Annotated in this window: 16 protein-coding genes and 1 pseudogene; 8 read left to right on the top strand and 9 right to left on the bottom strand. The window is 68.5% G+C overall.

The features are described from left to right. Nucleotides 1–78: 78 nt before the first annotated feature. The gene (locus ACEN9G_RS30735) at nt 79–1,143 is read right to left on the bottom strand and encodes an alkene reductase (RefSeq protein ID WP_413341840.1); all 1,065 of its coding nucleotides are present in this window, start codon (nt 1,141–1,143) and stop codon (nt 79–81) included. A gap of 162 nt (nt 1,144–1,305) precedes the next feature. Between ACEN9G_RS30735 and sugE the strand changes: the two genes are divergently transcribed. After that, a complete protein-coding gene (gene sugE / locus ACEN9G_RS30730; protein WP_056131479.1) occupies nt 1,306–1,626 on the top strand; it encodes a quaternary ammonium compound efflux SMR transporter SugE in 321 nt (106 codons plus the stop codon). An 18-nt stretch (nt 1,627–1,644) separates the two neighbouring features. Here the strand turns inward: sugE and ACEN9G_RS30725 are convergent, their stop codons facing one another. Further along, nucleotides 1,645–2,412: a substrate-binding periplasmic protein gene (locus tag ACEN9G_RS30725; RefSeq protein WP_413341842.1), complete on the bottom strand. Its 768-nt coding sequence runs from the start codon at nt 2,410–2,412 to the stop codon at nt 1,645–1,647. Between the two features lie 205 nt (nt 2,413–2,617). Here ACEN9G_RS30725 and ACEN9G_RS30720 point away from each other — a divergent pair, with 205 nt between their 5' ends. The 4 genes and pseudogenes from ACEN9G_RS30720 to ACEN9G_RS30705 form a co-directional block, all read left to right on the top strand. Continuing rightward, on the top strand, nt 2,618–3,658 hold the full coding sequence (locus ACEN9G_RS30720; protein WP_413341844.1) for a glycosyltransferase family 2 protein: 1,041 nt from the start codon (nt 2,618–2,620) through the stop codon (nt 3,656–3,658). Then, nucleotides 3,655–5,253 carry an ArnT family glycosyltransferase gene (locus ACEN9G_RS30715; protein WP_483127494.1) on the top strand — a complete coding sequence of 533 codons (1,599 nt, stop codon included), beginning with the start codon at nt 3,655–3,657 and terminating at the stop codon, nt 5,251–5,253. The genes ACEN9G_RS30720 and ACEN9G_RS30715 overlap by 4 nt, the downstream gene beginning before the upstream one ends. A 4-nt stretch (nt 5,254–5,257) precedes the next feature. Then, complete coding sequence (locus ACEN9G_RS30710) at nt 5,258–6,121, top strand: phosphatase PAP2 family protein (protein WP_483127493.1); 864 nt, start codon at nt 5,258–5,260, stop codon at nt 6,119–6,121. Continuing rightward, nucleotides 6,114–6,290 (top strand): annotated as a pseudogene (locus ACEN9G_RS30705) (lipid-A-disaccharide synthase N-terminal domain-containing protein); the annotation flags it as partial. The gene ACEN9G_RS30710 and the pseudogene ACEN9G_RS30705, both read left to right, overlap by 8 nt. Nucleotides 6,291–6,365: 75 nt before the next feature. Here ACEN9G_RS30705 and ACEN9G_RS30700 read toward each other — a convergent pair. Together ACEN9G_RS30700 and ACEN9G_RS30695 are read right to left on the bottom strand one after the other, a co-directional pair. Then, nucleotides 6,366–6,977: a LysE family translocator gene (locus ACEN9G_RS30700; RefSeq protein WP_413344637.1), complete on the bottom strand. Its 612-nt coding sequence runs from the start codon at nt 6,975–6,977 to the stop codon at nt 6,366–6,368. A gap of 68 nt (nt 6,978–7,045) precedes the next feature. Beyond that, entirely contained in the window at nt 7,046–8,020 is a 975-nt protein-coding gene (locus tag ACEN9G_RS30695) for a succinylglutamate desuccinylase/aspartoacylase family protein (protein WP_413344638.1), read from the bottom strand. A 91-nt stretch (nt 8,021–8,111) separates the two neighbouring features. On the opposite strand from ACEN9G_RS30695, the gene ACEN9G_RS30690 reads away from it, so the two are divergent. Continuing rightward, nucleotides 8,112–9,260, top strand: coding sequence for an acyltransferase family protein (locus ACEN9G_RS30690; RefSeq protein WP_483127492.1), 1,149 nt, complete (start codon nt 8,112–8,114; stop codon nt 9,258–9,260). Here ACEN9G_RS30690 and ACEN9G_RS30685 read toward each other — a convergent pair. The 3 genes from ACEN9G_RS30685 to ACEN9G_RS30675 all read right to left on the bottom strand — a co-directional run bounded on the left by ACEN9G_RS30685 (nt 9,229) and on the right by ACEN9G_RS30675 (nt 11,343). Beyond that, nucleotides 9,229–9,714: a hypothetical protein gene (locus tag ACEN9G_RS30685; protein WP_483127491.1), complete on the bottom strand. Its 486-nt coding sequence runs from the start codon at nt 9,712–9,714 to the stop codon at nt 9,229–9,231. The two genes, ACEN9G_RS30690 and ACEN9G_RS30685, sit on opposite strands and share 32 nt — an antisense overlap. 109 nt (nt 9,715–9,823) lie before the next feature. After that, entirely contained in the window at nt 9,824–10,717 is an 894-nt protein-coding gene (locus ACEN9G_RS30680) for a pirin family protein (RefSeq protein ID WP_413340033.1), read from the bottom strand. Between the two features lie 32 nt (nt 10,718–10,749). After that, nucleotides 10,750–11,343 (bottom strand): FMN-dependent NADH-azoreductase, encoded by a 594-nt coding sequence (locus tag ACEN9G_RS30675; protein WP_413340035.1) that lies wholly within the window; start codon nt 11,341–11,343, stop codon nt 10,750–10,752. 105 nt (nt 11,344–11,448) lie between these two features. Here ACEN9G_RS30675 and ACEN9G_RS30670 point away from each other — a divergent pair, with 105 nt between their 5' ends. Continuing rightward, nucleotides 11,449–12,360, top strand: a complete 912-nt coding sequence (locus ACEN9G_RS30670; RefSeq protein WP_413340037.1) for a LysR family transcriptional regulator — start codon at nt 11,449–11,451, stop codon at nt 12,358–12,360. Nucleotides 12,361–12,363: 3 nt separating this feature from the next. Here the strand turns inward: ACEN9G_RS30670 and ACEN9G_RS30665 are convergent, their stop codons facing one another. Together ACEN9G_RS30665 and asd are read right to left on the bottom strand one after the other, a co-directional pair. Beyond that, nucleotides 12,364–12,930, bottom strand: coding sequence for a DUF7010 family protein (locus tag ACEN9G_RS30665; RefSeq protein ID WP_413340039.1), 567 nt, complete (start codon nt 12,928–12,930; stop codon nt 12,364–12,366). Nucleotides 12,931–12,986: 56 nt separating this feature from the next. Continuing rightward, nucleotides 12,987–13,838, bottom strand: a complete 852-nt coding sequence (gene asd, locus ACEN9G_RS30660; RefSeq protein WP_413340041.1) for an archaetidylserine decarboxylase — start codon at nt 13,836–13,838, stop codon at nt 12,987–12,989. Nucleotides 13,839–14,020: 182 nt separating this feature from the next. On the opposite strand from asd, the gene ACEN9G_RS30655 reads away from it, so the two are divergent. After that, on the top strand, nt 14,021–16,213 hold the full coding sequence (locus ACEN9G_RS30655) for a TonB-dependent receptor plug domain-containing protein (RefSeq protein WP_483127490.1): 2,193 nt from the start codon (nt 14,021–14,023) through the stop codon (nt 16,211–16,213). Nucleotides 16,214–16,311: the final 98 nt, after the last annotated feature.

Here is a 16,311-nt window from a genome sequence, read left to right as displayed (position 1 = left end):
TTTTTACCGGGATATATGCATGTGAAAGGAGGAAGATGTTCGGACGAACAGGGCGTCCGTCCGCACATCAAGGCGACGTCAGCCGTTGGCCTGCAGGGCCGGATAGTCCGTATAGCCTTCCGCGTTCGGCGCATAGAACTTGTCCGGGCGCGGCGCGTTCAGCGGCGCATTGCGCTTCAGGCGCTCCGGCAGGTCCGGGTTCGCGATGAACCACTGGCCGAAGGCGACCGCATCCGCGTCTCCGCTCGTCAGCAATTGCTCCGCACTTTCCTTCGTCAGCTTTTCGTTGGCGATGTAAACGCCGCCGAAGATCTTTTTCAGCTGCGGGCCGAGACGATCCGCGCCGATCGCTTCGCGCGCGCAGATGAACGCGATGCCGCGCTGGCCGAGCTCGCGGGCCACGTAGCCGAACGTGTCCAGCGGCGTGGAGTCGCCCATGTCGTGGGCATCGCGACGCGGGGCCAGGTGCATGCCGACGCGGTCGGCGCCCCACACGGCGATGCACGCATCCGTCACTTCCAGCATCAGGCGGGCACGATTCTCGATCGAGCCGCCATACGCATCCGTGCGCTGGTTGGTGCTGTCTTGCAGGAACTGGTCGAGCAGATAGCCGTTGGCGCCGTGGATCTCGACGCCGTCGAAGCCGGCCTTCTTCGCGTTCTCCGCGCCCTTGCGGTAGGCGGCGACGATGGCGGGGATCTCCTCGAGCGTCAACGCGCGCGGGGTGACGTACGGCTTCACGGGGCGCACGAGGCTGACGGTGCCTTTCGGCTGGATGGCCGACGGCGCGACCGGCAGCTCGCCGTCCAGGAAGAGCGGGTCGGAGATGCGGCCCACGTGCCACAGCTGCAGGAAGATGCGGCCGCCCGCGGCATGCACGGCGGCGGTGACCTGCTTCCAGCCTTCGACCTGTTCGTCGGACCAGATGCCCGGGGTGTCGGCATAGCCCACGCCCATCGGGGTCACCGAGGTCGCTTCCGACAGGATCAGACCGGCCGAGGCACGCTGTACGTAGTATTCGGCCATCAGGGCGTTCGGCACGCGGCCGGCGCCCACGGCGCGCGAGCGGGTCAGCGGCGCCATGATGATGCGGTTCGGCAGCTCGAGGCTGCCGACCTTGATCGGGTCAAACAAAGTCGTCATCGGTACTCCTGTTTCGTTGATCCGCCGCGTTCGTGCGGCGCAAGAGGGCATCTTAAAGCAGGGTCGGAAATCCTGCAGAGGACGGCTCGATTTCGCCGTGCCGGGGCGGCATCGCGGGACCGCTGCTATACTGGTGGGTTTTTCGTCGGGCAGGAGCAATCGATGAGCTGGATCTACCTGGCCGTGGCCGGCCTGCTGGAAGTCGCGTGGGCGGTCGGACTCAAGTACACGGCGGGATTCACGCGCCTGTGGCCATCCGTGTTTACGCTCGCCACGATGGCGGGCAGCGTCGGCATGCTCGGCCTGGCGCTGCGGACTTTGCCGCTCGGTACCGCCTACGCGGTCTGGACCGGCATCGGCACGATCGGCACGGCGGTGGCCGGCATGGTGCTGCTGGGCGAGCCGGCCGGTGCGCTGCGGCTGCTGTCGATCGGTCTCATCGCGGCCGGCATCGTCGGCCTCAAGCTGCTGACGCCGGCCTGATCAGAGTCCGGGGCAACATCAGGGCGTGCCGGCCCAGCGTGCGTAGATGCGGTCCAGTTCGCCGCTGGTCTTCAGCTTGTCGAGGGCCGCGCCCAGCAGCGGCGCGAGCGCGGGCGCGGCCCTGCGGCTGACCCAGAAATACGTCGGCTCGTCGGCCAGCACGATGGGCAGCACGCGCACGCGGTTTTCCAGCCCTTCCTTGCGGATCAGGTAGTGCAGCGTGAGGTCGTTGACGTAGGCAAAGCGGCCGTGGCCCGCCAGGATCTTGCGCAGGTTCGCGCGGTTGTCGTCGGTCGCATCGTCGATCCGCACACCGGCCGCGACCAGGCGTTCCGTGAACACCGAGGCGCGCTGCGTCGTGACGAGGTCGCCCAGCCGCGCGAGGTCTTCCTCCGATTCGATCGTCACCGGATCGTTCCTGCGTACCACGAGGTAATGACGGACCTGGTAGATCGGCTTGCCCACCGGCTGCCCGATGCCGAGCCGGCGTGCCGACGACACGAGGCCGCAGGCGGCATCCAGCGTGCCCGTCTCCAGTCCCGTTTCGATGCCGGACAGCGAACGGCTGGTGTGCTGGTAGCCGGTGAAGCGCAGGCGCGGTTCGATCTTCTGGATGGCCGCCATGATGTCCGGACAGATGCCGGTGACGCGTCCGCCTGCGCGTAGCCACTTCGGTTCCAGCACTTCCTGGGAGGCGACGCGAACCTCCAGCGCCCGTGCCGCCGGGCCCGCGGCGAGCGCGCATGCCAGCACCGCGCACCGCACTGTCCTTGGGTAGTTCTCCATTCGCATGTCGTTCTGTCGAGATCTTGCGAGACCGCCGATTGTCGCACGATCCGCGCACGTTTGACCTGAATCGTCTCCGCATCGCGGCCGCGCGCGAAGATACCGCTGCCAGCCCGCCGCGGCCGGCATCGACAAGGAGATGGGATGATGGTCTTCATCGCGAAGCCGGGCCCGGTTGCACACGCCGGCCGGCACGGAGTTCGTCATGCGTGAGCCGGGATCCGGGGCGGGCCATTCGCTCTCAATCGTCGTGCCGCTGCGCGACGAGGAAGACAACGTGCTGCCGCTGGTGACCCAGGTCCAGGCCGCGCTGGCGGGCGCGCCGTGGCCGTGGCAACTGATCCTCGTCGACGATGGCAGCCGCGACCGTACCAGCGAACGCATCCGCGAGGCCGTCGCCGCGGGTCCCCGGCACTTGAGCGGCGCGATCCTGCGCCGCGGCTTCGGCCAGACGGCCGCCATGCAGGCCGGCATCGATCTCGCGCGCGGTACCGTCATCGCCACGCTGGATGGCGACCTGCAGAACAATCCCCACGACATCGTGCGCATGGTGCGCCGCCTGCTCGACGAAGACCTCGACCTCCTCGTCGGCTGGCGCCGCGCGCGCCGCGACGGCCTGTGGCGGCGCCTGCCGTCGCGGCTGGGCAACCGCCTGATCGGCGTGCTGACGGGCGTGCCGCTGCACGACTACGGCTGTACGCTGAAGGTCTACCGTGCCGCCGTGCTGCGCCGGGTGCGCCTGTACGGCGAGATGCACCGCTTCATCCCGAGCTGGATGGCGACCCTCACGTCGCCGGACCGCATCCGCGAGGAAGAAGTGAGTCACTTCCCGCGCCGGCACGGCCGCTCGAAATACGGCACGTACGGCCTTGGGCGCGCCGCGAAAGTCTTGCTGGACCTGCTCACGATGGCGTTCTTCGTGCGCTTCCGCGCCAGTCCCGGGCACTTCTTCGGGCGCATCGGGCTCGGATGCGGCGGTGCCGGGCTGGCCGCGCTGGGGTGGCTGGCGTGGCAGAAGCTGGGCGAGGGCGCCGCCATCGCCGGGCGCCCGCTGCTCCTGCTGGGCATCCTGCTCGTCGTGATCGGCGTGCAATTCGTCTGCACGGGCATCCTCACCGAACTGCTGGCCCGGACCTGGTTCGAGGCGGGCGGTGCGCCGGCCTATCTCGTGCGCGAGACGGTCGGCGGCAGCGGCGAGGACCTGCCGTCCCACCAGCGGCCGCGTACGGCACGGGAGCGGCCATGAGCGCGGCGCGTGGTCAAACGGTACCGGTGCCCCCGACCGGGGCGCGCGCCCTGTTGGCGGCATGGGCATGGCCGGTCCTGCTCGCGGCGGCCGTGTGGCTTGGGCTGTTTTACAACCTGGGCGCGATCCCGCTGTTCGACGTGGACGAGGGGGCGTTCGGCGAAGCGACGCGGGAAATGCTGGTGCGGGGCGACTACGTGTCGACGTGGCTGAACGGCCAGCCGCGCTTCGACAAGCCGATTCTCATCTACTGGCTGCAGGCCGCGTCCGTGCGCTTGTTCGGCCTGGACGAATTCGCGCTGCGGCTGCCGTCCGCGCTCGCGGCCACGGCGTGGATCGCCGCGATTCACACGTTCACGCGCCACGTTGTCGACCGCGACACGGCCCGCGCCGCCGCGTTCATCGCGGCCACGAGCGCGGGCGTCGTCGTGATCGGCCGGGGCGCGATCGCCGATGCGCTGCTGAACCTGTTTCTCGCGCTGGCGCTGTTCGACGTCTACCGCGAGCTCGTCGACCCGCGGCCGCGCTGGCGCCGCCGCGCATTCTTCTGGATCGCGCTCGGCGTGCTGACGAAGGGACCGGTCGCGCTGCTCGTGCCGGCTGCGGCCAGCCTGCTCGCGTTCGGGCTGCAGCAACGGATGGCCGACTGGTGGCGCGCGGTGCGCGACCCGGCCGGCTGGCTGATCCTGCTCGGCGTCGCGGGGCCCTGGTATGCGCTGGAATACGCGGCCCGGGGCGATGCGTTCCTGGCCGGTTTTTTTATGCGCCACAATGTCGAACGCTTCCTCGTGCCGTTGCAAGGGCACGCGGGCAGTCCGTTCTTCTACCTGCCGGCGTTGCTGCTGCTCGTGCTGCCGTACACGGGTCTCCTGCTCGCCACGCTTCCCGGCATGCGGCGGCTGCGCGCGACACCGCTCGACACCCTGCTGTGGTGCTGGTTCCTGTTCGTGTTCGGCTTCTTCACGCTGGCGGGCACCAAGCTAACGCATTACCTGCTGTACGGCGCGACGCCGCTGTTCATCCTGATGGCGCGCCGGCGCCACACGCTGCGCAGTCGCGTGGCGGCACTGTTGCCGGCGCTGGTGCTGGCCGGCGCCGTCGCGGCCCTGCCGTCCGCACTGCGCCTTGCCGCACCGGGCGCGCGCAACGCCTATGTGCGCGAAGCGCTGGCGCGGACCGACGTCCTTGGCCCGGCCTGGCATGCGCAGGCGATCGCGCTGCTCGCTAGTGTGGTGCTGCTGATGCTGTGGCCCGGACGGCCGCGCACGGGCGGCCCGTGGCCCCGCCTCGTCGCGGCGGCGCTGGCCTGTTCGTACGCCATCGGCGGCCTGCTGCTGCCCGCCGCGGCCGAGCTGCAGCAGGGCCCCGTCAAGCGGGCCGCGCTGCTGGCCCGGCGGGCCGGCTGGCCCGTGCGCAGCTGGCGCATCAACGTGCCCAGCTTTTCCGTCTACCGCGGCGCCGTCACGCCCGCGACGGACGCGCCGGGCCCGGGCGACGTCATCCTCACGCGCAGCGACGCGCTGGACGGTTTGCCGTCACCCTTCCGCGTGCTGTACCGCGAAGGCGGCGTGCTTCTGGTGCGCGTGGAAGGGTGAGGCGATGTCCGTCTCGCTGCGCTCGCCCTGGACCTGGCTTCCGCCCGCCGTCGCGCTGGCGCTGGTGGCCGGCATCCTCGCCACGGACACCAACCGTGCGCTGTTCCTGTGGCTGAACCGGACCGGCCAGGCCGTTGGCGACCTCGTGTGGTTCCACCTGACGATGCTGGGCGATGGCGCGGTGGCGCTCGCGCTCGTGCTGCCCTGGATCCGGCGCGCGCCGCGCCTCTTTTGGGCCGCGCTGCTGGCGGCCATCGTGGCGGGCTTGTGGACCCAGGTCACGAAGGAGTTCGTCGACGTGCCGCGTCCGTTGTCCGTGTTCGCGGGCGGCGCGTTTCACCAGGCCGGGCCGGCCTACCGCCGCGTGTCGTTCCCGTCCGGCCACGCCGCGGCCGCGTTCGCGCTGGCCGGCATCTGGGCGATGGGCGTGCGCGGCCGGCGGCTGTGGCGCGGCCTGCTGCTCGTGCTGGCCAGTCTCGTCGGGGTGTCGCGCATCATGGTCGGCGTGCACTGGCCGCTGGACGTGTTGTGGGGCATGCTGGGCGGCTGGCTGGGCGCGTGGTGCGGCCTCGCGCTGCAGGCCCGCCGGCACGGACCGTGGCAGACGGCGGGGCCGGCCGGCAAGCTGGCCGGCGCGCTGCTGATGGCCGTCGCGGCGAGCCTCGTGGTCAGCCGCCACATCGGCATTCCGGCGATCCTGCCGGCACAGCGCCTGCTCGCGGTCGCGTGCGTCGTCTGGGGCGCCTGGGACATTGGTTGCCTGTCCCGAGCACCGCCGATCCGCGCGCCGCAGCTGCGCTGGTGGCCGCCGAAGATCGGCCTGGTCCGGCTCGTCCAACGGGTCCAGAGAAGGAGGCAGGATGGCTGAGGTGGATGGGTGGCTGCTGCTGGGCTTCGGCGGACAGGCCGTGTTCATGGGGCGGTTCGTCATCCAGTGGCTGGCCAGCGAGCGCAACCGCCGCAGCGTGATCCCCGTGTCGTTCTGGTACCTGAGCATCGCCGGCGCGCTCGTGCTGCTCGCCTATGCACTGCACCGGCGCGATCCCGTGTTCGTCGCCGGGCAGGGCCTCGGCGTTGCGATCTACCTGCGCAACCTGCGGCTGATCCGGCGCTCAGCGCACGGCGAGCAGGGAGACCTTGGCGGCCAGCACCAGCAGTACGGCGCCCACCGTCCGGTCGAGCCAGACGAGGCGCGCGCGCAGCCACGCGAGCACGGGGCGCGACGAGAACAGCAGCGCGACGAGCGCGAACCACAGCAGCCACTCGGCGACGAGCAGCGTCCAGAGCAGGGCGACGTCGGCCGTGGCCAGGTCCGGCTTCAATGCCTGGGACAGCACCGAGCCGAAGTACAGCATGGCCTTCGGATTCAGGAGGTTCGTGAGGAAGCCGCTGACGAACGCCTTGTGGCCGGCCTTGGCTGCCTGCGCCTCGGGCAACTGGCCGCGGGAACGCAGGCACTGGATGCCGAGCCAGGCGAGGTACAGCGCGCCGACGACGGCCAGGATGCGCGACAGGCCCGGCAGCGCGGCCAGCACGAGCGACATGCCGAGGACCGAGATGAGGACGTAGATGCCGATCGCCGTCGCGACGCCGGTGGCGGCCCACAGGCCGGCGCGGCGCCCGGAGACGATGGCGGTGCGGGTCACGACGGCGAAGTCGGGACCCGGTGAGATCAGCGCCAGCGCGTGGATGCCGAGGATGAGGAACAAGGTGTTGGGCGTCATGGTCTGAAGGCGGCGTGGACGGTGCCGGACATCGTAGCACCGTCCGCGTCAGTCCGCAGACCTCGACGTCACTCGCGCCCGAACGCCGGATTCGGACGCGTGAGGTAGTACCACTCGTGGTTCGGCTGGGCGTTCACGTCCGGGAACAGGATGCGGCCCGCGAATTCCGCGACGACGGGCGTGCCGTCCGCGCGCACGCCGATCTGTTCGCCTTCCGCGACGGGGTCGAAGCTGGCCCACTGGCGCGTGAACTGGTCGCCGGCGTCGAGCTTGTCGTGCACGACGACCATCTGCAGCGCTTCCATCTGTTCGAACGGGATGGGTTCCGGTTCCGGTGCGTCGATGATTTTCAGGAAGGCGAGGGTGTTCATGATCGCGGTGTACGCGACGTCCGGCGCGCGCGGGTCGAGGTGCTGGCCGCATTCGAGCGTCAGCGCGTAGCCGCCCGTGCTGCGCATGTATTCCGTCGTGCCCATGCCGTAACGCAGCACCGTTTGCAGTTCCTGCGCGTTGCCGCGCGAGCGGCGCTGGACGCCTCCGCCGTACGCGGCCATCCAGCCCGTGACGAAGCGGCGCACGCCCAGGCGGCGTGCCAGTGCGCGTTCCTGGCGCATGTGCGTGAAGGGTTCCAGCGGGCCGTCGTTGTCGAGCGGGCCGACCATCACGAACGGTTCGCCGTGCGCGGCGTTGAACGAGTGCAGGTCGAGCAGCACGTCGTGCTGCGCCAGCAGCGGGCACAGCCAGTTGGCGACGTGGTCTTCGAAGTCGTGCGGTTCCGCTTTCGGCGACAGGTCGCGGTTCAGGTTGCGGTCGCCCGAGCGCGTGTTCTGCGCATACGCCTTCGGGTTCACGATGGGGACGAAGGTCACGCCGCCGTTGACGATGGGGAGTGTACCGGCGTCGATCTCGGCCATGATCCGCTGGATGGCCTGGGTGCCGCACTTTTCGTTGCCGTGCGTGGCACCCATGATGATGACTCTCGGACCGGGGCCCTGGCCGGTGTAGTTGACGGACTTGAAGTGCAGCTGGCTGGCGGGGATCATGCGTCGTGTTCCAGGAAAAAAGAATGCCGGCATTGTAGCGTGCCGGCCCCGCCCATGGCATCATCCGTGGTTTTCGTAGAAGAATGTCAGCATGGACGGCGTCAATACGGGGACTGCGTCCCGCATCCACGGCCTCGACACCTTGCGCGCCCTTGCGGTCACGCTCGTCGTGCTGCACCACTACACGCTGTTCGTCAGCGACGCGCCCACGTTCGGCTGGGTCGGGGCGATGGGCTGGGCGGGCGTCGACCTGTTCTTCGCGCTGTCCGGCTACCTGATCGGCAACCAGATCTTCGCGGCGCTCGGTTCCGCCCGCGGGTTCGGCCTTGGCCGGTTCTACGTGCGGCGGCTGCTGCGCACGCTCCCCAATTTCTGGGTCGTGCTGGCCCTGTACGCGCTGTGGCCGGCGTGGCGCGGCGCCACGCCGATGCTCCCGCTGTGGCAATACCTGACGTTCACGCAAAACATCCATCTGCAGCCGGGCACCGCATTTTCGCACGCGTGGTCGCTGTGCATCGAAGAGCAGTTCTACATGCTGTTGCCGGCGGCCGCCATCCTCGGTGCCGCACTGGGGCAAGGTGGCGTGCGGCAGCGCTGGGCGTGGGGCGCGTTGCTGCTGGCCGTCGCGGGCGGCATGCTGGCCCGCGCGACGATCTGGCAGGACGGCGAGAATGCACCTAACCGACTTGGTTACTACTACCAGTACATCTATTACTCGAGCTGGTGCCGCGCCGACGAATTGCTGGCGGGTGTGGCGCTCGCGCTGCTGAAGCATCGTGCGCCCGGGTTGTGGCGCCGCTTGCTTGCGTACGGCGATGCGCTGCTTGCGGCCGGGGCCGCCGTCATCGGTGTCGCGTTTGCGTGGTTTCTTGACGATCACTATGGATTCGCGCAGACGGTCGCCGGCTACCCGCTGCTCGCCCTCGGTTTTGCCCTGCTGATCCTGGCCGCGCTGGCGCCGCATTCCCTGCTGCACCGCGTGCGCGTGCCGGGCGCGGCCGGCCTCGCGTTGTGGTCGTACGCGATCTACCTGACGCACAAATCCGTCAGCATCCTCGTCGCGCAACGGCTGGCGCAGGCGGGCCACGGGGCGGAGGAGGCGATCACGGTCGCCGCATGCATGGCGGCATCGCTGGCGGCCGGGGGGCTGTTGTACGTCCTCGTCGAGGCGCCGTTCATGCGCCTGCGCGCACGTTGGGATGCGGCACTCAGCCCCGCACCCGCACCGGCGCTTCGATGACGTCGAAGGCGGCCGGCATGTCGGCCAGCCAGGCTTGCAGGTGGGCGATGCGCATCGACGGGTCGTAGCCGTCCGTGGACGCCAGCGCCGCGCGCAGGCCGGGCAGGGCTTCCGGCGTGCGCGGGCTGTCGCAGGCGTCGATCAGCATCGCGACGAGGTCCGTCGGCGCCGTGCCGCCGCGGCGCAGGCGCGCGTGGATGATGGCCAGCAGCGCGCGCTGCATGCGCGGGGTCGGATGGGTGATGTGGGCGAAGACGGTGGGCGTGTTCGTGATGGCTTCGCAGATCGCCGTCTCCATCTGGTCCGCCGTGAGGTCGGAAGCGATGTCGAAATAGGCGCGGTCCCAGCGCGTGTGGGAATAGCGGTGGCCGGGCGGGAAGGCGTCGACGCTTTCCAGGCCGAGGGCGCGGCTGGCGCGGGACAGCAGGGACGACAGGACGGGGAGAAGCGGCATCGTTAGCGAACGTCAATCGGATAATGCGCGCTAGTGTAGACCAAGAAAAGGAAATGCGCGGGGAGCGGACCCCAGGTCGCTCGCCCGCGCGGAAAACCAGCTCGAGCGCTTACGCCGCCGAAGCCGCCGTGCTGTCCGTGAATTTCCCGTTACGGAAATCCTCGACGGCCTGGAACACCTCGGCCTGCGTGTTCATCACGAACGGGCCGTATTGTGCGATCGGCTCGTCCAGCGGCCGGCCCGCGATCAGCAGCAGGCGCGACGGTTGCGACGCCTTGATGCGCACGCCGTCGGCGGCCTTGGCGTTGTCGAGGATCGCCATGCGGGCCTGCGGCACGGCTTTACCCTCGACGACGACCTCGCCCCGGAAGACGTACAGGAACGCGTTGTGCCCGGCCGGCAGCGCCTGCTCGAACGTGGCGCCGGCAGGCAACCCGATGTCCAGGTACAGCGGTTCCGTCACCTCGCGCTGCACGGCGCCGGCGACGCCGTGGGAGCTGCCGGCGATCACCTGCACGGTCGCGCCCGAGTCCAGGGTGAAGCGGGGCACGGCTTCGGCGGGAATGTCGCGGTACCACGGCGCGCTCATCTTGTCCCTGGCGGCCAGGTTGAGCCACAGCTGGAACCCTTCCATCAGGCCTTCGTTCTGCTCCGGCATTTCCGAGTGGATCACGCCGCGGCCAGCCGTCATCCACTGCACGCCGCCGTTCGTGATCGCGCCTTCATGGCCGGCGCTGTCGCGGTGGCGCATGTTCCCGGTCAGCATGTAGGTGACGGTCTCGAAGCCGCGGTGCGGGTGCTCCGGGAAGCCGGCGATGTAGTCGCCGGCCTTGTCGCTGCCGAACGCGTCCAGCATCAGGAACGGGTCGAGGCGGCGCTGCAGCGGTTGCGTCAGGACGCGGTTGATCTTGACGCCCGCGCCATCCATCACGAACTGGCCGCCGACGAGGCGTTCGACGCCGCGGCTGGTGGCCACGGCCTGGGTTTGCACTTGCTGGGTCATGATCTCTCTCTCCTTGACGCAATGTTAATGATTTATGCCAGTGCTGCGACCGCGGCGTCCGCTTCGGCCTGGCCTTTTGCCGCCGCCTCCGGACCCATCGCCAGGCCCGCCGAGTAGATGAACTGGTGGTCCGTCAGGCCCAGGAAGTTCAGCAGCATGCGGATGTGCGGGACTTGCGGGTCGGCGTCAAGCGGATAGATGCCGCCGCGGGCCGTGGCCACGACCACCTTCTTGTTCTTCAGCAGGCCTTCCGGACCGCTTTCCGTGTAGCGGAAGGTGACGCCGGCGCGGGCGATGGCGTCGAACCAGGCTTTCAGCTGGATCGGCATGCCGAAGTTGTACATCGGGGCGCCGAGCACGATCACGTCGGCGGCCTGCGCTTCGGCGATCAGCGCGTCGTCCAGGGCCACGCGGGCAGCCTGGTCGGCGGTGCGCTGGTCGGCCGGAGTGAACAGGGCGCCCAGCGCCGCTTCGTCCAGCACCGGATGCGGGTTCGCGCCCAGGTCGCGCACCGTGACGGTCGCGCCCGGATTGGCGGCGGCCACTTTGGCGACGATCGCATTGGCCACGCGGGTCGATTCGGATTGGGTGCCGCGGAGGCTGGAATTGATCTGCAGGATGTTCATGGTGTCTTCCTTGGTTTGCGTTTCGATATGGACACTTTAACGGTTCCAAATATCGTGCGGTAGACGTTAGAATGGATAACATTATTCAACGAGTGGAACAATCATATGGACGTCGAACCGAACGACCTGCTGCTGTTCGCCCGTATCGTCGAGGCGGGCAGCTTCAGCATGGCCGCGCAGCGCCTCGATTTGCCGAAGTCGACCGTATCGCGCCGCATCGCGATGCTGGAGGCGAGCGTGGGCGAGCGCCTGCTGCAGCGGACGACGCGGCGCCTGATGCTGACGGAGTTCGGCGCGAGCCTGCTGGAGCACGCGCGCAAGGTGGCGGAAGAGGTGGAGGCGGCGGGCGCGCTGGCCCAGCACCGCCAGGCGGCGCCCAGCGGCAAGCTGCGCATCTCGATGCCGCAGGATTTCGCCAACGTCGTCATGGCCGACATGATCCCGCAGTTCATGGACCGCTATCCGGCCGTGTCGCTGGAACTCGACCTGTCGCCGCGGCGCGTGGACCTCGTCGCGGAAAACTTCGACATCGCGATCCGAATGGGCGACCTGCCCGAGGATTCCACGCTGGCCGCGCGGCGCGTCGCGATCCAGCAGTTCGGCCTGTACGCGGCGCCGTCCTACCTCGCGCGGCGGGGCCTGCCCGAGCATCCGGACGATCTGCTGCAGCATGACCTGCTGTGCATCCTCAGCCGGTCCGGCGGTGCCGTGCCGTGGATTCTGCAGCGCGGCAAGGTGCGTTGGGAAAAGGAGTTGACGGCGCGCCTGACGGCCAATTCGCCGCAGTTGCTGGCGAAGATCGCGTGCAGCGGGGCCGGCATCGCGGCGAGCACGGATTTCATCGTGGCCAAGCACGTCAGGAAGGGAGAACTGGTGCGCGTGCTGCCGGACTGGGATTTGCCGGGCTCGACGGGCTGGGCCGTGTTCCCGGGCCGCCGGCTGATGCCCGCGAAGACGCGGGCGTTCCTCGATATGCTGGACGAGGTGTTTTGCAAGGACCGGAACAAGTCCGAATAAGCGTCAGGCCGATACGCGCAACGTGTCCTTCGTCCCGCGCAGGGCGGCCAGCACGATGGCGCCGAACACGATCTCGATGGCGCCGCCGGCGAACGCGCCCACCGCCGGCGCCGCATGCAGGGCGGCCAGGCCGTAGCCCGCCAGCGCCAGCACGGCGCCGCACACCCAGAACAGCTTCGTGCCGAATAGCGTGGCGAACGTCAGGTAGCGCCCGCCGATGACGAACAGCATCGCGGGGAAGAACAGCTCGATGCGCCACAGGGAGATGCCGTAGGCGAGGGCGAGCATCATGATCATCCAGATCGTCGTCGCGAAGGCGAGCATGCCGTGCGGATTGCCCGCGGCGTGCTTGCCGGACCGCCCCAGCAGGCGGGTCAGCAGGGACGACACGGGATGAATCAGCACGCCGCCCGCGTACAGGGCCCAGACGGCGTCCCGCGGCGACTTCCACAGGCAGACGAGACCGGCGATGGTCCACACGGTGCCCGACACGAACAGGCCGGGCGCGCCGCCCAGGTAAGCCGTGCGCATGTCCTGCTGGGCGCCGGCGACGGTAAGGGTGTCCTGCATGGCTTGCCTCCATGAAATAAGGCGTCCATGCTGCCACGAAAAACTTGTTAGTACAATCAGGCCGGCCGGTTGCCCATCAATTCGCCCAGGCGCACGGCGCGTTCCGGCGCCCAGTCCGGGTTGAAGCGGATCGTGTCGGGGCGGAACAGCATGACGATCGTCGAGCCGAGCAGGAAGCGGCCCATCTCTTCGCCCTTTTTCAGGACGATGTCGCGGTCCGCGTAAGTCCACTCCGTCACCTTCTGCAGGCGCGTCGGATTCACGACGCCGTGCCACACGGTGGCCATGCTGCCGACGATCGTCGCGCCCACGAGCACCAGCACGAACGTGCCGTGTTCCGACGATTCGAACACACACACGACGCGCTCGTTGCGCGCGAACAGGTTCGGCACGCCGCGCGCGGTCGTCGGGTTCACGGAGAACAGGGCGCCCGGCACGTAGATCATCCGGGTCAGCTTGCCGTCGCACGGCATGTGCAGGCGGTGGTAATCCTTCGGCGACAGGTACAGGTTGGCGAAGCAGCCGTGCTGGAACTGCTTGGCGAGGGACGCGTCGCCGCCGACCAGTTCCGTCGTCGTGAAGCGGTGGCCCTTGGCCTGCAGGATGTGGTGATCGTCGATCGCGCCGAACTGGCTGATGGCGCCGTCGACGGGGCAGACGAAGTCGGCCTCGGCCAGCGGACGCACGCCGGCTTTCAGCGGACGGGTAAAGAATTCGTTGAAGCTCTTGTAGCTCGTGATGTCCGGATTCTCGGCCTCGAGCATGTTCACGCCGTACTTCGCGACGAACCAGCGGATCAGCCGCGTCGTCACCGTGCCGCCATTGGCACCGGCCACGCGGCCGGCAAACGTCGTGAGGCGCCTTTTCGGCAACAGGTACTGGGGCAGGACTTTCAGGCGATCGGACACGGTGAACCTCGATATGAAGACGCGCCATTATAGCGGCACGGATGTTCTCTAAGGCAAAACCACGGGCGGGCGGTCCGCGGGGCCGGCCGGGCGCCAATGCATATCAAAAATATTTACGCAAAAGCAACAAAAGGCCGGCGATCTGTCGGACAATGGCGGCCGGTCTCTTTTGCCATTCTGACATGCATACCGTGAAAACGCCATTCCGCCTGACCTTGCTGGCCGCCGCCATCGCCGCCGTCGCCGCCCCGTGCATCGCCCACGCCCAACAACCTTCGGCACCGCTCGCCAAGGACGACAAGATCCAGCAAGTCGAGGTCAAAGGCGCGGCCGACGCCTATGATCCGCGCCGCGACGACACCGCCAGCAAGATCGTCGTCAATCACGACGAGATCGTCAAGTACGGCGACACGAGCGTGCTCGACGTGCTGAAGCGCGTGCCGGGCGTCACCGTCAGCGGGACGGGTGGCGGACGGGGCGGCGAGATCCGCATGCGCGGGCTCGGCGCCGGCTACACGCAGGTGCTGCTCAACGGCGAGCGCGCGCCGGCCGGGTTTTCCATCGATTCGCTGGCGCCGGACGTCATCGAACGCATCGAAGTGCTGCGCGCGGCGAGCGCGGAATTCTCCACGCAATCGATTGCCGGCACGATCAACATCGTCCTCAAGAAGACGGTGAAAACGGCCCAGCGCGAACTGAAGGCGGGCTATGGCCACGGGCATGACGTGGCGAATCCGTCCTTGAACCTGCAGCTGTCGGATCGCGCCGGCAAGCTGTCGTATTCGCTGTCGGCGAACCTGTCGCGCTCGCACTTCTGGCGCGAGCCGGAGACCGTCGAACGGCATCTCGACACGGCCGGCCGCCTCGACGGCCTGCGCCTGGGCGGCCAGTCCGATGCCGCCCGGTTCACGGCCTTCAACCTGAGCCCGCGCCTGAACTGGAGCTTCGCCAACGGCGACACGCTGACGTCGCAGACGTTCTTCAACATCAACCGGTTCCAGAACGCGTCCGAGGGGCGTTTGACGACCTGGCTCGGCCCGCTCCCCGCGTATCCCGGGCTGGACCAGACGATGAGCAACGACAACCGTTTCTTCCGCGAGGAGCTGAACTGGGTGCACAAGTTCGCGGGCGGCGGCAAGCTGGACGCCAAGCTGAGCGGGCTGTACGGCGCCCTCGCCAACGCGACGTATCGCACGGGCAGCGGCAACCCGGCCTCCCCAGCGCTGCACGAGGTCATCTTCTCGGCCGGCACCGACCGCGGTATCAGTTCGATGGGCAAATACACAAGCGCCAGTTGGCAAGGCCACGCGCTCGCGTTCGGCTGGGACGGCGGCTATTCGACGCGCGACGATGCCCGGCGCGACCGCGACTATTTCCGGCCCGACGTCGCGCTGCCCGGCGGCGACGAAATCTACAATGCCCACGTCGCCCGGCTGGCGGTGTACACGCAGGACGAGTGGAACGTGACGCCGCGCTGGTCCGTGTACCTGGGCGCGCGCTGGGAAGGCATCCAGACGAGAACCGAAGGCAACACTTTCGCGACGGCGCACTCGCGCTCGACCGTGTTGAGCCCGCTGATGCAGACGCTGTACAAGCTGCCCGGCACGAAGGGTGATCAAGTCCGTTTCGCCGTCACGCGCACGTACAAGGCGCCGGGCCTGCAGAGTCTCATCCCGCACCGCTTCACGTCCGTCAACAATAGCCAGACGGAGCCGGATTTCATCGGCAACCCGAACCTGAAGCCCGAGCTGGCGCTGGGCATCGACGCGTCGTACGAGCATTACTGGGCCGAGGGCGCGCTGCTGTCGGCGAGCGTATCGAGCCGGCGCATCGACGACTACACGCGTAACCAGGTGCTGTTCGACGGCACGCGCTGGGTGTCGACGCCATCCAACGCGGGCCAGGCACGTACCCACGGCGTGGAACTGGAAGCGAAATTCCCGCTGAAGGCCCTGATCGGCACGAAAGAGGCGCTCGACCTGCGCGCGAGCCTGTCGCGCAACTGGTCGACCGTCGACTCCGTGCCGGGTCCGAACAACCGCCTGGACGCGCAGACGCCGGTCTCGGCCACGCTGGGTGCCGATTACAAGCGCGGACCGCTGACCGTGGGCGGCTCGTACGTGTTCAAGAACGGCGGCCAGGTGCGCGTCTCGGCGAACCAGATCAGCTACCAGTCCGTGCGCCGCGACCTCGACCTGTACACGCTGTGGAAATTCAACCCGAAGCTGCAACTGCGCGTCGCCACCGCGAACCTGCTCGCGCAGGACTATATCAGCGAAAGCAGCTACGTCCTGGCCGGCAATGGCACGCAGTCGACGCGCACCATCACGCCGCTGTACCGCAGCGTGCGCGCGACGCTCGAAATGAAGTTCTGATCCCGCATCGACGCGCCGCAGCATCGCGTACCGGCCCGGCCACGCCGAGCCGGACGCGTATCCCAATCTATCCGCAATCGTTATACCACCATACAAAA

It is taken from the genome of Massilia sp. Masssp94, assembly GCF_059491305.1.
This window is presented reverse-complemented; position numbering and strand designations above follow the sequence as displayed.

Excerpts from the sequence above, each read along its gene's own strand:
- ACEN9G_RS30710 (WP_483127493.1), top strand. The coding sequence starts at position 5,258 with ATGTCCGTCTCGCTGCGCTCGCCCTGGACCTGGCTTCCGCCCGCCGTC.
- ACEN9G_RS30665 (WP_413340039.1), bottom strand. The coding sequence starts at position 12,930 with ATGCAGGACACCCTTACCGTCGCCGGCGCCCAGCAGGACATGCGCACG.
- ACEN9G_RS30680 (WP_413340033.1), bottom strand. The coding sequence starts at position 10,717 with ATGACCCAGCAAGTGCAAACCCAGGCCGTGGCCACCAGCCGCGGCGTC.
- ACEN9G_RS30690 (WP_483127492.1), top strand. The coding sequence starts at position 8,112 with ATGGACGGCGTCAATACGGGGACTGCGTCCCGCATCCACGGCCTCGAC.
- ACEN9G_RS30670 (WP_413340037.1), top strand. The coding sequence starts at position 11,449 with ATGGACGTCGAACCGAACGACCTGCTGCTGTTCGCCCGTATCGTCGAG.
- ACEN9G_RS30735 (WP_413341840.1), bottom strand. The coding sequence starts at position 1,143 with ATGACGACTTTGTTTGACCCGATCAAGGTCGGCAGCCTCGAGCTGCCG.
- ACEN9G_RS30655 (WP_483127490.1), top strand. The coding sequence starts at position 14,021 with ATGCATACCGTGAAAACGCCATTCCGCCTGACCTTGCTGGCCGCCGCC.
- ACEN9G_RS30675 (WP_413340035.1), bottom strand. The coding sequence starts at position 11,343 with ATGAACATCCTGCAGATCAATTCCAGCCTCCGCGGCACCCAATCCGAA.
- ACEN9G_RS30725 (WP_413341842.1), bottom strand. The coding sequence starts at position 2,412 with ATGGAGAACTACCCAAGGACAGTGCGGTGCGCGGTGCTGGCATGCGCG.
- ACEN9G_RS30685 (WP_483127491.1), bottom strand. The coding sequence starts at position 9,714 with ATGCCGCTTCTCCCCGTCCTGTCGTCCCTGCTGTCCCGCGCCAGCCGC.
- ACEN9G_RS30695 (WP_413344638.1), bottom strand. The coding sequence starts at position 8,020 with ATGATCCCCGCCAGCCAGCTGCACTTCAAGTCCGTCAACTACACCGGC.
- ACEN9G_RS30720 (WP_413341844.1), top strand. The coding sequence starts at position 2,618 with ATGCGTGAGCCGGGATCCGGGGCGGGCCATTCGCTCTCAATCGTCGTG.
- ACEN9G_RS30715 (WP_483127494.1), top strand. The coding sequence starts at position 3,655 with ATGAGCGCGGCGCGTGGTCAAACGGTACCGGTGCCCCCGACCGGGGCG.
- ACEN9G_RS30700 (WP_413344637.1), bottom strand. The coding sequence starts at position 6,977 with ATGACGCCCAACACCTTGTTCCTCATCCTCGGCATCCACGCGCTGGCG.
- sugE (WP_056131479.1), top strand. The coding sequence starts at position 1,306 with ATGAGCTGGATCTACCTGGCCGTGGCCGGCCTGCTGGAAGTCGCGTGG.